This window comes from Gemmatimonadota bacterium (assembly GCA_016209965.1).
GTDB lineage: Bacteria > Gemmatimonadota > Gemmatimonadetes > Longimicrobiales > RSA9 > JACQVE01.
In genome coordinates this window covers 1-12,483 of the sequence record JACQVE010000311.1, presented here as the reverse complement: position 1 = coordinate 12,483, position 12,483 = coordinate 1, and the positions used below count along the sequence as shown (strand labels likewise).

At 68.9% G+C, this 12,483-nt stretch carries 15 protein-coding genes; 5 read left to right on the top strand and 10 right to left on the bottom strand.

Annotated elements, in window-relative coordinates; translation table 11 throughout:
- Positions 1 to 447, bottom strand: a 447-nt coding sequence (locus HY703_12325; GenBank protein MBI4545977.1) for an anion permease, incomplete at its 3' end; no start/stop codon positions are given.
- Between the two features lie 53 nt (positions 448 to 500).
- Between HY703_12325 and HY703_12320 the strand changes: the two genes are divergently transcribed.
- Positions 501 to 1,013 carry an acyl-CoA thioesterase gene (locus HY703_12320; protein ID MBI4545976.1) on the top strand — a complete coding sequence of 171 codons (513 nt, stop codon included), beginning with the start codon at positions 501 to 503 and terminating at the stop codon, positions 1,011 to 1,013.
- A 163-nt stretch (positions 1,014 to 1,176) separates the two neighbouring features.
- The gene (locus tag HY703_12315) at positions 1,177 to 1,653 is read left to right on the top strand and encodes a redoxin domain-containing protein (protein MBI4545975.1); all 477 of its coding nucleotides are present in this window, start codon (positions 1,177 to 1,179) and stop codon (positions 1,651 to 1,653) included.
- Positions 1,654 to 2,260: 607 nt separating this feature from the next.
- On the opposite strand, the gene HY703_12310 is transcribed toward HY703_12315, so the two are convergent.
- Positions 2,261 to 2,491 carry a hypothetical protein gene (locus HY703_12310; GenBank protein MBI4545974.1) on the bottom strand — a complete coding sequence of 77 codons (231 nt, stop codon included), beginning with the start codon at positions 2,489 to 2,491 and terminating at the stop codon, positions 2,261 to 2,263.
- 3 nt (positions 2,492 to 2,494) lie between these two features.
- Complete coding sequence (locus tag HY703_12305) at positions 2,495 to 4,315, bottom strand: tetratricopeptide repeat protein (GenBank protein ID MBI4545973.1); 1,821 nt, start codon at positions 4,313 to 4,315, stop codon at positions 2,495 to 2,497.
- Positions 4,316 to 4,576: 261 nt separating this feature from the next.
- Between HY703_12305 and HY703_12300 the strand changes: the two genes are divergently transcribed.
- From HY703_12300 to HY703_12290, 3 genes are all read left to right on the top strand, one after another.
- Entirely contained in the window at positions 4,577 to 4,771 is a 195-nt protein-coding gene (locus HY703_12300) for a hypothetical protein (protein ID MBI4545972.1), read from the top strand.
- Between the two features lie 7 nt (positions 4,772 to 4,778).
- A complete protein-coding gene (locus tag HY703_12295; GenBank protein MBI4545971.1) occupies positions 4,779 to 4,961 on the top strand; it encodes a hypothetical protein in 183 nt (60 codons plus the stop codon).
- A 190-nt stretch (positions 4,962 to 5,151) separates the two neighbouring features.
- On the top strand, positions 5,152 to 5,295 hold the full coding sequence (locus HY703_12290; protein ID MBI4545970.1) for a hypothetical protein: 144 nt from the start codon (positions 5,152 to 5,154) through the stop codon (positions 5,293 to 5,295).
- A 190-nt stretch (positions 5,296 to 5,485) separates the two neighbouring features.
- Here the strand turns inward: HY703_12290 and fadI are convergent, their stop codons facing one another.
- From fadI to sufC, 7 genes are all read right to left on the bottom strand, one after another.
- Entirely contained in the window at positions 5,486 to 6,784 is a 1,299-nt protein-coding gene (gene fadI, locus HY703_12285) for an acetyl-CoA C-acyltransferase FadI (protein MBI4545969.1), read from the bottom strand.
- Positions 6,785 to 6,897: 113 nt separating this feature from the next.
- A complete protein-coding gene (locus tag HY703_12280) occupies positions 6,898 to 7,359 on the bottom strand; it encodes an SUF system NifU family Fe-S cluster assembly protein (GenBank protein ID MBI4545968.1) in 462 nt (153 codons plus the stop codon).
- 114 nt (positions 7,360 to 7,473) lie between these two features.
- Positions 7,474 to 8,730 (bottom strand): cysteine desulfurase, encoded by a 1,257-nt coding sequence (locus HY703_12275; GenBank protein ID MBI4545967.1) that lies wholly within the window; start codon positions 8,728 to 8,730, stop codon positions 7,474 to 7,476.
- Positions 8,731 to 8,749: 19 nt separating this feature from the next.
- Positions 8,750 to 9,058 (bottom strand): non-heme iron oxygenase ferredoxin subunit, encoded by a 309-nt coding sequence (locus HY703_12270; GenBank protein MBI4545966.1) that lies wholly within the window; start codon positions 9,056 to 9,058, stop codon positions 8,750 to 8,752.
- A 5-nt stretch (positions 9,059 to 9,063) separates the two neighbouring features.
- Positions 9,064 to 10,377: a Fe-S cluster assembly protein SufD gene (gene sufD / locus HY703_12265; GenBank protein ID MBI4545965.1), complete on the bottom strand. Its 1,314-nt coding sequence runs from the start codon at positions 10,375 to 10,377 to the stop codon at positions 9,064 to 9,066.
- Between the two features lies 1 nt (position 10,378).
- Positions 10,379 to 11,788, bottom strand: coding sequence for a Fe-S cluster assembly protein SufB (sufB, locus tag HY703_12260; GenBank protein MBI4545964.1), 1,410 nt, complete (start codon positions 11,786 to 11,788; stop codon positions 10,379 to 10,381).
- Positions 11,789 to 11,825: 37 nt separating this feature from the next.
- Positions 11,826 to 12,483 (bottom strand): Fe-S cluster assembly ATPase SufC (sufC, locus tag HY703_12255; protein ID MBI4545963.1); only part of this gene is annotated, 658 nt, incomplete at its 5' end.

Below are 12,483 nucleotides of genomic sequence, written 5' to 3'. Positions count from 1 at the left end.
GACCAGCAGCGCCACTCGCAGGTGCAGCCCCCAGCGCTGCATGGCCAGGGCGAGCAGGAAGCCGCCCATGAAGAGGAAGATGACCGGATTCGCGTAGGGCGCGGCGGCGGCCGTGGGGGTGAGCACGCCCAGCAGCGGGAACAAGGCCAGCGGCAGCAGCGCCGTGGCCGCCACCGGCAACGCTTCCGTCATCCACCAGGCGGCCATGAGCAAGGCTACGGCCGCCGCCCGCTGGGCGCCCGCCGAGACGGCTGCCGGCAGAGGCGCCGCCAGCACGATCAGAAAGAGCGCTGCACCCAGCGCCAGGCTCAGCCTGCGCCTGCGGGCGCTGCCCCCGCCACCGGTGCCCTCTCCGCCCGAACCGGGCCGTGCCCGCGCGCCCGGCGCACCAGCGTCCGGGCCGGAGGCCCCCGCAGTCTGGACGGCGCCACGCTCCGCCGATAGCATAGGGGCGCCAAGCTGGACGACCCCCTGCTGCGCTGTCAAGCCGGTGAACGACCATGCCTGAACCGCCCGAGACCACGGCGCAGCCCGCTGCCCACACGCCGCGCGCCTCCGAAGCCGTCATCAGCGAGCTGATGATGCCCAACCAGGTGAACCCGCTGGGTCACGTCTTCGGCGGCGTCGTCCTCTCCATGATCGACCGTGCCGCCGCCGTGGCCGCCATGCGCCACTCCCGCCGTCCCGTGGTCACGGCTTCCATCGAGCGAGTAGACTTCCGCCAGCCTATCTACAGTGGCGAGCTGGTCACCTGCTGCGCGCACGTCGACTATGTGGGCCGAACCTCGATGGAGGTCGAGGTGGTGGTCGAGGCCGAGAACCCGCTCACCGGCGAGCGGCGGCATACCAACACCTGCTACCTCACCTTCGTAGCCATCGACGAGCAGCATCGGCCGGTCCCCGTCCCCCGCCTCGAGCTGGAAACGGACGATGATCGGCGGCGCGCCCGCGCAGGTGAGCTGCGCCGCGAGACCCGACGGCGCTGGCTCGAACAGGCCAGGCGGCAGACCTGAAACAGCATGACCACCGAGACGGAGTACCACTACGCGCGCCCGATGGTTGTGACGACGATGTGGCTCCTGTTCTCCGCGCCGCCGCGTGACCTGATGAAGCGGGACGAACCAGTCGAGTCGTCACAATCGTGACATGGCAGCACTGGCCCGAGAGGAGATAGATATGCCCCTGCAGCTCGGATCGACGGCACCGGACGTGACCCTCTACCTCCGCCCGAAAGAACCTGTCAGCCTCCGCGAGCTGCACGCCGAGCAGCCCCTGGTCCTCCTCTTCTTCCCCCTCGCCTTCTCCTCCGTCTGCACCGGCGAGATGTGCAGCGTGGCCGAGGATTACGCCGCCTACCGCGAGCTGGGCGCGCAGGTGGCCGGAATCAGCGTGGACTCGCCCTACGTCAACCAGAAGTTCGCCGAAAGCTGCAACGCCTCGTTCCCCATCCTCTCCGATTTCAACAAGGAGGCGACACGGCGGTTCGGCGTCTGGCGCGACGAGCTGAACGGGCTGCAAGGGGTGGCCAACCGCGCCGCCTTCGTGCTGGACACTTCCGGCAGGGTAGTCTACGCCTGGATGAGCGAGAACCCGGGCGACCTCCCGCCCTTCCAGGAGATCAAGGGCGCCGTGCGACGCGCGGCTGGCGGGTAGAAAAGCAGCCCGATCCCGAGGGCATCGAGGATGCCGAAGCGCGGCGTGCGGCGACGCAGCGCGCGCGGGAGGCAGCCGTTCTCGAGCTCTACCGTCTGGGTCAGCTCACTTCCGGGCAGTCCGCGCGCGACCTGGGCATGACACGAGTCGAGTTCCTGGAGCTTGCGAATCGTCACGGAGTCCCGACGATCCAAACCACGGCCGACGAATTGGAAGAGGAACTCGCATCGCTCGAGCCGTGACGCCTGTCTGCAACGCCACACCTCTGATCCACCTCGCCCGGATCGGGCGGGTGTCCCTCCTGCGTAAGCTCTATGCCGAGATCCTCGTTCCGAACGCCGTGGCGGATGAGGTTGCTCGCCACGTAGCCGACGAGCTGGATGCCGCCTTTGCCACTGGCTGGCTGAAGCGGTCGAAGCCGCCTCGGCGGGAGGGGCGAAGCCGAGGTGATCGGTACGGCGCTCGAGACGGAGAACGCCATCGTGCTGATCGACGAGAGGCCGCCCGTGCCTATGCACGTTCTCGAGGCCTGCAGGTCCGCGGCACGCTGAGCGTAGTGCTCCACGCGAAGCGCCGAGGCTTGATCGAGCGCGCCATCCGCACCACCCTACGCCGCACGAGCCCCTTCCAGCGACGCGATGTCGCGGTGGTCGACGATCGTGAAGCCGGCGGCATCAAAATCGAAGCGGATGTTTTTGATGCGGCCGCGCGCGATGGTCGACCGGATCGTGCGGCCGTAGAGCATGTCGGGGAAGCGCAGGTCGTCGATGTAGCGGGCGGCGCCGGCCGCCTTGGCGCGGCCGTCCGTGCGGGCAATGCTCTGGCCGACGACGGGCATCGGTCAGGGTGCGCGCGCGGGAGCGGCAGGTGAGTCGAGCAGCGAGGCCGGCAGGTTCATCCGTTGTACGATTCGGCGGAACCTGAGCTCGCCCCGCAGCACGTCGAAGTCGGGCAAGCTGAGCTGCAAGCCCACGCTCTCGTGCTGCTCGATGGCGCGTTCGAGCCAGTCGAGTGTCCGGTCCTTCTCGCCCAGGCCGATATATACCAGCGCGAGGCTGTAGGCCGGGGCGGGCGCCCGAGCCGCGAGGCTTTCCAGCTCGGCCAGGATCTTCCGCGCCTCGCTCGTGCGGCCCGCCCGCGCCAGCGCCCAGCCGTAGACCGACCGGGTGATGGGACTGCCCGCGACGCTGTCGGCGCGCGCGATCTGTGCAATTGCCTCTTCGTGACGGCCGGCCAGCGAATAAGGAATCGACAGGAGCCAACCGCTGCCGGGATGGTCCGGATTGAGCGCGCTGGCATGCTGATACGCCGCGATGGCGGTGTCCCACTGCCGCTGCACCAGCGCGAGCGTGCCCGATCCGGACGCAATGATGGGATCGAGCGGGTCCAGTGCGCGCGCCCGGGCGGACTGTGCCGCCGCCTCCTTGTACCGGCCGCGGGTCGTGAGCAGGTTCACGTACCACTGGCGTGCGATCGCGTAGCTCGGATTGAGCTCGAGCGCGCGGCGAAACTCGCGCTCGGCGCTGTCCCAGTCCCAGTCGTAATTGAGCGCGATCAGGCCGAGGGATGCGTGTGCTTCGGCGACGTCCGGATCCAGCTCGAGCGCCCGGCGTGCCGCGGCCCGCGCTTGTTCGTAGCCCGCGCGTGGCGCCAGATGGCCGTAGTAGCTGAGCAGCGCGTACACGTCGGCCTGGCCGGCGTACGCGCGCGCGAACGTGGGATCGCGCTCCAGCGCCTGCCGGAAATACTCGAGCGCGAGGCGCATGCTGGCGCCCGTGCGCTTGTTCCAGTGGAAGCGGCCTTTCAGGTAGAGATCATAGGCGGCGACGTCGTCGGTCGAGCGGGCGACGAGGTCGTCTCTGCCGACGCGCGCGAGCTTCAGCTTCAGCGCGTCCACGATCGCGCGCGAGATCTCGTCCTGGACGGCGAAGACGTCGGCCAGCTCGCGCTCGTAGGTCTCGGACCAGAGGTGATAGCCGTCCTCGACGTTGATGAGCTGGGCGGTGACGCGCAGCCGGTTGCCCGACCGGCGCACACTGCCCTCGAGCACGGCGCTGACACCCAGCTTCCGCCCGATCTCGCGCACGTCCAGCTCTTTGCCCTTGAAGGCGAACGAGGAAGTGCGTGCCGCGACCTGCAACCCCTCGAGCTGCGCGAGCGCGTTGAGCAGCTCCTCGGTCATGCCATCGCTGAAGTACTCGTTCTCTGCATCCGCGCTCATGTTTACGAGCGGCAGCACGGCGATCGAGCTAATGCCGGCTCCGGGCCCGCCCTTGCCTCCCGAGAAGTAGCGGTTGAAGCCCGCATAACCGAGCACCACCACCACGACCGACGCCCAGACGTACAGCATGCGCCGGCTAGCGGCGGCCGGCGCAACGTCGCTCGGCTGGACGCGGCCTCGGCGGGAGCGGCCGACTCCGGTCCGCCGCACGCCTTCCGGCGTCACATCGAAGACCCAGGCGAGCGCGATCGCGATCGGGAATCCGAGCAGCGCCAGCACGACCACCAGCCGGAACGTCCACTCAGGCAGCAGCAACGCCGGCAGCACCAGCTCGGCGACTTGCAGCACGACCCACGCGGCCAGGGCATACACGACGACCACGCGGAACACGCGGCGTCGCTTGAGCTCCGCGAACAGCGATGGGCGGGCCGGCTCGGTCATCGCGCTCGGGGGTGATGCCGTGAGTGCAGCGAAAAGTGGTCGTTCAAGATGCGGCTGCGGGAGGTTTTCCGGCAAGGCGGGGGTGCGGGAGTTGGCCGGCCACGCCGGCACACGCACCATGGAGGCTACACCCGCGCAGGCCGAGGAACCGCCGTGCCCGGGTGGCTGTACAGCCATACCTTGGAGGCTGTACATCTGAAGAGGCGGGGAACCGATGGCAAGATCAGGCGTCGTTATCCCCTATCCCCTCAGGAGCCTCGCATGAACGCGATCTCCCGCCTTGTGCGCCGACGCGCCCTCGCGTCCGCTGCGGCGACCTTGGGCGGTGCCGTAGCCGTCCTGGCGGTGCTCCAGCTCAAGGCTTCGGGTCTGACGGCCAAGGTCGGACCGCAACAGTTGCCGTATCGGACGGCCGGCTGTATCGTCGCGTCGGGCGAGGCCGCTGGGAGCGGGTGAGGGATGGTTGGGCGGATCCGCTCACCACAATCGCGCGCCGCTGCTGATTGCCGGCGCGCGCGAAGGCGCGTTGTGGGCGGCGGATGAGCGCGGCGTGCACCGCTCCGACGATGGCGGCACAAGCTGGCGACGCGTGGCCGGCTTCGCGACGTCGCCGCACCACCTCCGGGGACTCGCCCTCGTGCGCTGACGCGTTGGATTAGCCGATCTGGCCATGGCGGAGCCCCAACGCTCCGTGTAGTTTTTGCGAAGGCAAACAACAGCGAGCCACCGGCCACCGCCTGAACGTGCCCGAACCTCAAGTTCCTAGCCCGCCCACGTGGCGCGAATACCTGGATGCACGCCTGGAGCCGCTGGCGACCAAGGAAGCACTCCAGGACTTGCGCGCGGAACTGGGCCGTGAGATCGCGGAACTGGGCCGTGAGATCCGCGACGCCAAGATCGACATCATCAAATGGAATGTCGGTACGCTCATCGCGGTCGGCGCGCTGGTATGGGCGATCATGGCTCGGTTGGTCGCCTGAGGTCAGCGCAGCACGTCGGAGGCAAAACTGACGGAGCTATATTCGCATCTCGCCCGTCCCCCGCCTCGACCTAAAAACGGACGATGATCGCCGGCGCGCCCGCGCAGGCGAGCAGCGCCGCGAGACCCGACTGCGCTGGCTCGAACAGGCCAGGCGGCAGACCTGATCGAGGAGCGCCGTACGGGAACCGCTACTCCCGCTCCACCACCATGGCGAAACCCATGGCCCCCGCCGCACAGACGGTGATCAGCCCCAGGTTCTGACCCCGGCGCTTCAGCTCGTTGAGCAGGGTGATGGTGAGCCGGCCGCCCGTGGCGCCGAAGGGGTGGCCAATGGCGATGCTGCCGCCCATGACATTGATGCGCTCCTCGTCCAGGACCCCCACCTTCCGCTCCCGTCCCAGCTCGCGGCGCGCGAACTCGTCCGAGTCCAGCGCCTGCAGATTGGTGAGCACCTGGGCGGCGAAGGCCTCGTGCATCTCCCAGAGCTCGATGTCCGGCATGGTCAGGCCGGCCCGGTCCAGTGCTTCGGGCGCCGCGTATGCCGGGCCCTGCAGCAGTTGCGCGCGCGGCGAAAGCGCGGAGTAGGCCCAGCTCCGGATGTAGCCCAGCGGCGTGTAGCCCAGTGAACGGGCCGTGTCTTCCGCCATGAGCAGCACGGCCGAGGCGCCGTCGGTCAGAGGCGAGGAGTTGCCGGCCGTGACGCTGCCGTAGCGCCGGTCGAAGACGGGCGGGAGCGCCGCCAGTTTCTCCAGGCTGGTGTCAGTCCGGATGCCATTGTCCTGGGTGACCACCTCGCCGTACCTGGGCGGCAGATACACGGGCACGATCTCGCGCGTGAGCCTGCCGTCCTGCGTACCGTGCGCGGCAAGCTGATGCGAGCGCAGCGCCCAGCGATCCTGCGCCTCGCGCGGGATGGCGTTCTCCTTGGCCATGCGCTCGGCGCTCTGGCCCATGCTTTCGCCGGTCGACGGCTCGGCAATCGCCGGCGCGACCGGCCGCAGGTCTCGCGGCCGCACCGCCGAAAGCGCCTTCAGCTTGGCCGCCAGAGTGCGCGCCCGAGAGGCCGCATACAGCGCGTTGCGCAGCCGCCGCGAAAGCAGCATGGGGATGTCCGAGAGCAGCTCGACGCCCCCGGCGACCACCACGTCGGCGTGTCCCCGGGCAATCGCCTCAGCGCCCGAGGTGATCGCCTGGTTGGCCGACGCGCACGCCCGGCTCACGGTGTAGGCCGGCACGCTGGGCGGCAGCCCCGCGGCCAGCGTCACCTCCCGTGCCACGTTGGGCTCCGTGACCGGCGCTACCACGATGCCGTAGACCAGCTCGCCGACCTGCGCGGGCTTGAGTTCGGCGCGCGCCAGCAGCTCACGCACTGCAAGCGTGCCGAGCTGCGTCGGCGTCATGTCCCGGAACGCCGTGCCAGACTTGCAAAACGGCGTGCGGCAGCCTTCCACGATGGCCACGCGCCGACCCACCCAGTGCTTCGCCATCACTCTCCTCCGCGCCCCCCAAGGGGCTGCACGGCAACGGCTGGCAGGACCTGCCCAACCGACGCCTCTCTGCGCGCGCCCGCAGGCTGCACGCTTTCGGAAGCGCCGCCCGGTCAGGCCGGTTCCTGAGGCAGCCGGTTGATCAGCTCCTCGGCTGCGTTCCAGCCCAGCAACGCGCACTTGATCCGGACCGGGAACCTGCTGACCCCGGCCAACGCGCGCAGCTCGCCCAGCGCCCTGTCGCGCGCGGCTTCCGGGTCGCCGTGCATCATCTGCTTGAAGCGATCCGCCAGCGCCACCGCCTCCGCCGTCGTCTTCCCCTTCAGGAGCTGCGTCATCATCGAGACCGACGCCTGCGAGATCGAGCACCCCTGCCCCAGAAAGCGCGCGTCCTCGATGCGCTCCCCCGCCACCCGGAGCTGCAGCCGGATGTCGTCGCCGCAAACCGGGTTGTTCATGTGAACCTCGGCCGTGGCGCCCTCGAGCTCGCCTTTGTTCCGCGGGTGCTTGTAGTGGTCGAGGATCAGCTCCTGGTAGAGCGAGCCGAGGGGCGGCGTGGAACGATCGATGGTCATGGACGGGCGACGGGGCGGCCGGCGGCGGGAGGCGGCGCCCACACCTGGCCAGGAGCGGGGCGGCGCCCGAGGGGCCGGGCGGGGGGCGTCAAAGCGGGAGCGCCGGCCAGCCGCTCAGCACCCGAAGATCTTGCGAGCGGAGCCCAGCCCGTCCACCAGCGCATCGATCTCTTCCGGCGTGTTGTAGAGATAGCAGGATGCGCGGGCCGTGGCCGCCACACCCAGCCGCCGCATCAGCGGCTGGGCACAATGGTGCCCCGCCCGGATCGCGATCCCCTCCGCGTCCAGGATGGTGGCCAGATCATGGGGGTGCACACCCTTGAGTTCGAAGGCGAAGACGGCCGTGCGGCTCTCCGACTCAGGCGGCCCGAACAGGCGCAGTCCCTCGACCGCACCCAGCCGCTCGAGGCCGTGCTCGATCAGCCTGCGCTCGTGCCCGCAGATCGTCTCTCGCCCTACGGACTCGAGGAAGTCGATGGCCGCCGCCAATCCCACGGCGCCGGCCACATTGGGAGTGCCCGCCTCGAACTTGTGCGGCACCTCCGCGTACGTCGAGCGCTCCAGCTCGACCACATCGATCATCTCGCCGCCACCCTGGTAGGGCGGCATCTGCTCGAGCAGCTCCCGCCGCGCCCAGAGCACGCCGATGCCCATGGGGCCGCACATCTTGTGGCCCGACAGGGTGTAGAAATCGCAGCCCAGCGCCTGCACGTCCGGCCACAGGTGCGGCGCACCCTGCGCGCCGTCCACCAGCACCAGGGCGCCGGCCGCGTGAGCCCGCTCGCAGATCTCGCGGATGGGGTTGATCGTGCCCAGCGCGTTCGAGACGTGCGCCACCGCCACCAGCCGGGTCCGCTCGCTCAGTAGCTCCTCCAGTTGATCCAGCCGCAGCCGGCCCTGCTCGTCGATGTCGACGCAGTGGAGCCGCGCACCCGTGCGCTGCGCAGCAAGCTGCCAGGGCACGATGTTCGAGTGATGCTCGAGGATGGTGAGCAGCACTTCGTCGCCCGGGCGCAGGTTGGCCGAGCCCCAGCTCGAGGCGACCAGGTTGATCGCCTCAGTCGTGCCCCGCACCCAGATGATCTCGCGCGCGTGCGGCGCGTTCAGGAAGGTGGCCACCCGCTGCCGCGCCGCCTCGAACCGCTCGGTCGCGCGCCGCGACAACTCGTAAATGCCCCGGTGCACATTGGCATTGTCGTGCCGGTAGAACTCGTCCACGGCGTCCAGCACGGCGCGCGGCCGCTGCGCGCTGGCCGCGCTGTCCAGGTAGACCAGCGGCCGGCCGTTCACCGACTGGCTCAGGATCGGGAACTCGCCCCGTACCCAGGCCAGGTCGGACGCCGGCGCAGCAGGCGCAGCGAAGGAAGCCATGGCCGGAGCTCCGGCAGTGCTAGGGGGCCACATAGATCTCGCCACCCTCCACCCTCACCTCATAGGTATGCAGCGGCTTGATGGCCGGCAAGGCGACCGCGCGGCCCGTGGCCACATCGAAGCGGGCGCCGTGCCAGGCGCACTCGATCCTCCCGTCTTCCAGCGCGCCCGCCGAAAGCGGGAAGTCCTTGTGCGTGCAATTGTCCTGAAAGGCGTAGATTTCGCCCTCCACGTTCGCCAGGCAGATGCGGCGGCCGCCCACTTCGACACCCAAGAGCTTGCCCGGCTCGACGTCGCCCAGCCTGGCCACCCAGACGAACTCCGCCACGGCCGCTATCCGATCTTCTCCTCGATCACCGCGCGCAGTTCCTCGACCACCCCGGGCAGCGGCAGCCGCTCGAGCACCTCGGCAAAGAACCCGAATATCACCAGCCGCTCCGCCGCCTTGCGCGACAGCCCCCGGCTCATCAGATAGAACAGCTCCTCCTGATCGAGCTGCCCCACCGTGGCCGCGTGCGAGCAGCGCACGTCGTCGGCTTCGATCTCCAGGTTGGGCTGCGAGTCCGCCCGCGCCTCCGCCGAGAGCAGCAGGTTGCGATTCGTCTGGTAGGCGTCCGTGCGCTGCGCTCCCCGATGCACCCGGATCACGCCCCGGAACACCGCGTGCGCCTGGTCGTACAGCGCACCCTTGTACAGCAGATCGCTGTTGGCGTGCGGCGCCGCGTGGTCCTGCCGCGTGTTGTGGTCGAAGTGCTGGTCGCCCCGCGCGAAGTACAGCCCCAGCATGTCGCTGCGCGCACCCGGCCCCTCGAGCTGCGCGGACAGCTCGACCCGCGCCAGCGACGCGCCCAGGTTCACCTGCAAGCTGTCGAGATTGGCGTCCCGGCCGGCCAGCGTGCGCTGCACGGAAAGGTGGCGCACGCCTTGCCCCCAGCGCTGCAGCGCCACGTATTGCACGCGCGCGCCCGCGCGCGCATAGACCTCGACCGCGCCGCAGGCCAGCGCGGGCGCCTCGAAGTCCGGGGAGGCGAACTCGTCGATGTAGGCGACCTGGCTCCCCTCGTCGGCGATGATGAGCGTGCGCGGGAAGATGGCTACGCCCGGCTCGGCCAGCCAGTGCGCCACGCGCACGGGCAGCTCGAGGTGCACGCCGCGCGGCACATAGAGGAAGATGCCGCCCGCCCAGACGGCAGCGTTCAGCGCCGCGAACTTGCCGGCCTCCGGCGGCACGGCCCGGGTGGCAAGGTGCGGCTCGACCAGTTCGGCATGCTCGAAGGCCGCCGCCGAGAGATCCGAGAGAATCACGCCCTGCCGTCGCAGCTCGCTCGAGAGCTCGAGGACGGCCAGGTCCGGCCCGAGCAGGAGGGCGCGTGCGCCCGCCTGCTTCTCTCGCCCGACCAGGGCCCGCGCCTGCGCCGGGATGTCCGCCGGCGCGCCCGGCTCCGCCAGACGCACCTGGTCCAGCTTCAGCAGCCGGACATCGGTGTAGCGCCACTCCTCGAGCTTCGTGGTAGGAAGCGGCGTGTCCTCGAAAACCTGCCAGGCCGCCAGCCGCCGATCGCGCAGCCACGCCGGTTCGTCCCCGGCGAGGGCCGCGACCGCGTCCGCATCCAGCTCCTCGATCAGCGCCGTGCCCGCGGTAGCCAGCTCAGCCAACACTGCCCTCCATCTCGAGCTCGATCAGCCGGTTCAGCTCGACCGCGTACTCGAGCGGCAGCTCCTTGGCGATGGGCTCGATGAACCCCCGCACCACCATGGTCATGGCCTCGTCCTCGGAAAGCCCGCGGCTCATCAGGTAGAAGAGCTGCTCGTCGCCGACCTTCGAGACCGTGGCCTCGTGACCCACGTTCGCGCTGTGCTCCTCGATCTCGATGTAGGGGAAGGTGTCCGTGCGCGATGTCTCGTCCAGCAGCAGCGCGTCGCAGGCCACGTTCGAGCGCGCGTGCGCGGCACCCTCGTAGATCTTGCACAGCCCGCGATACGACGCGCGCCCCGTCCCCCTGGAAATGGACTTGGACGTGATCCGCGACGTGGTGTGCGGCGCCGCATGGATCACCTTGCCCCCCGTGTCCTGATGCTGGCCGTTGCCCGCGTAGGCAATGGACAGGATCTGGCCGTGCGCCCGCTCGCCCACCAGGTAGCAGGAGGGGTACTTCATGGTCAGCTTCGACCCCAGATTCCCGTCCAGCCATTCCATGTTCGCGTGCTCGTGAACCAGCGCCCGCTGCGTCACCAGGTTGTACATGTTGTTGGACCAGTTCTGGATCGTCGTGTAGCGGAAACGCGCGCCCGGCTTGACCACGATTTCGATCACCCCGGAATGGAACGAGTCCGTGGAATAGACCGGCGCCGTGCACCCCTCGATGTAGTGGGCCTGCGACGCCTCGTCGGCAATGATCAGCGTGCGCTCGAACTGGCCGAGCTGCTCCGCATTCACCCGGAAGTAGGCCTGCAGCGGGACGTCCACCTTCACGCCCCTGGGGATGTAGACAAATGAGCCGCCCGACCACACCGCCGAGTTCAGGGCCGCGAACTTGTTGTCCGCCGGCGGGATCACCGTGGCGAAGTATTCGCGGAACAGCTCCGGGTACAGCTTCAGCCCGTTCTCGATGGACTCGAAGATGATGCCCAGTTCCTCCCACTCCTTCTTCAGCGAGTGGTAGACCATCTCCGACTCGTACTGTGCACCCACGCCCGCCAGCACCTTGCGCTCGGCTTCCGGGATCCCCAGCCGCTCGAATGTGCTCTTGATCCCCGCCGGCACGTCCTCCCAGGAGCGCTCCATCCGCTCCTGCGGCCGGAGGTAGAAGTAGATGTCGTCCAGGTTCAGATTCGAGAGGTCGCCGCCCCAGGTAGGCATGGGCTTCGAGTTGAAGATCCCGAGCGCCTTCAGCCGGAACTTCAGCATCCATTCCGGCTCCTCCTTGTGCGCCGAGATCTGGCGTACCACCTCCTCGTTCAGCCCCTTCTGCGCCTTGAAGACGGGCTTGTCCTCGGTGATGAAGTGGTACTTGTAGTCGTCCAGTCCCAGCCCGGCTACCGTCGGATCGTACGGCATGCGGCCCTCCCCCCAGTCGTGATCGTGCCCAGCGGAACTACCCGGCCTGGGCCACCAGTTCGCCCTTCACCCAGTCGTATCCCCGGTCCTCCAGTTCGAGAGCCAGCTCCGGGCCACCCGAGAGCACGATCCGGCCACCGACCATCACGTGCACGTGGTCCGGCTTGATGTACTCGAGGATGCGCTGGTAATGCGTGATCAGCAGCACGGCCATGGCCGAGCGCTCCCGGTGCAACGTGTTCACGCCATTGGCTACAACCTTCAGGGCGTCAATGTCCAGACCCGAGTCCGTCTCGTCCATCACCGCCAGCACCGGGTCGAGCACGGCAAGCTGCAGGATCTCGTTCCGCTTCTTCTCCCCGCCGCTGAACCCATCGTTCACGCTCCGCTCCGCGAAGGAGGGCTCCATGTCCAGCAGGGCCATCCGCTCGAGCAGCTTCTCCTGAAAATCGAAGATGTCCAGCTCCTCACCCGGGCGTTGCGCCATGAGCGCCGTGCGCATGAAATTCGCGATCGAGACGCCAGGAATCTCGACCGGGTACTGGAAGGCCAGGAACAGCCCCCGCCGCGCCCGCTCGTGCGGCGGCAGCTCCAGCAGGTTCTCGCCCCGGTAGTCCACCTCGCCGTCCGTGACCTCGTACGCGGGGTGCCCGCTCAGCACCTTGGCCAGCGTGCTCTTCCCCGAGCCGTTCGGG

What these genes read in the sequence shown, in the direction of transcription:
- HY703_12280 (MBI4545968.1), bottom strand. Translation starts at nt 7,359, where the DNA reads ATGACCATCGATCGTTCCACGCCGCCCCTCGGCTCGCTCTACCAGGAG.
- HY703_12315 (MBI4545975.1), top strand. Translation starts at nt 1,177, where the DNA reads ATGCCCCTGCAGCTCGGATCGACGGCACCGGACGTGACCCTCTACCTC.
- fadI (MBI4545969.1), bottom strand. Translation starts at nt 6,784, where the DNA reads ATGGCGAAGCACTGGGTGGGTCGGCGCGTGGCCATCGTGGAAGGCTGC.
- HY703_12320 (MBI4545976.1), top strand. Translation starts at nt 501, where the DNA reads ATGCCTGAACCGCCCGAGACCACGGCGCAGCCCGCTGCCCACACGCCG.
- sufB (MBI4545964.1), bottom strand. Translation starts at nt 11,788, where the DNA reads ATGCCGTACGATCCGACGGTAGCCGGGCTGGGACTGGACGACTACAAG.
- HY703_12310 (MBI4545974.1), bottom strand. Translation starts at nt 2,491, where the DNA reads ATGCCCGTCGTCGGCCAGAGCATTGCCCGCACGGACGGCCGCGCCAAG.
- HY703_12275 (MBI4545967.1), bottom strand. Translation starts at nt 8,730, where the DNA reads ATGGCTTCCTTCGCTGCGCCTGCTGCGCCGGCGTCCGACCTGGCCTGG.
- HY703_12300 (MBI4545972.1), top strand. Translation starts at nt 4,577, where the DNA reads ATGAACGCGATCTCCCGCCTTGTGCGCCGACGCGCCCTCGCGTCCGCT.
- HY703_12305 (MBI4545973.1), bottom strand. Translation starts at nt 4,315, where the DNA reads ATGACCGAGCCGGCCCGCCCATCGCTGTTCGCGGAGCTCAAGCGACGC.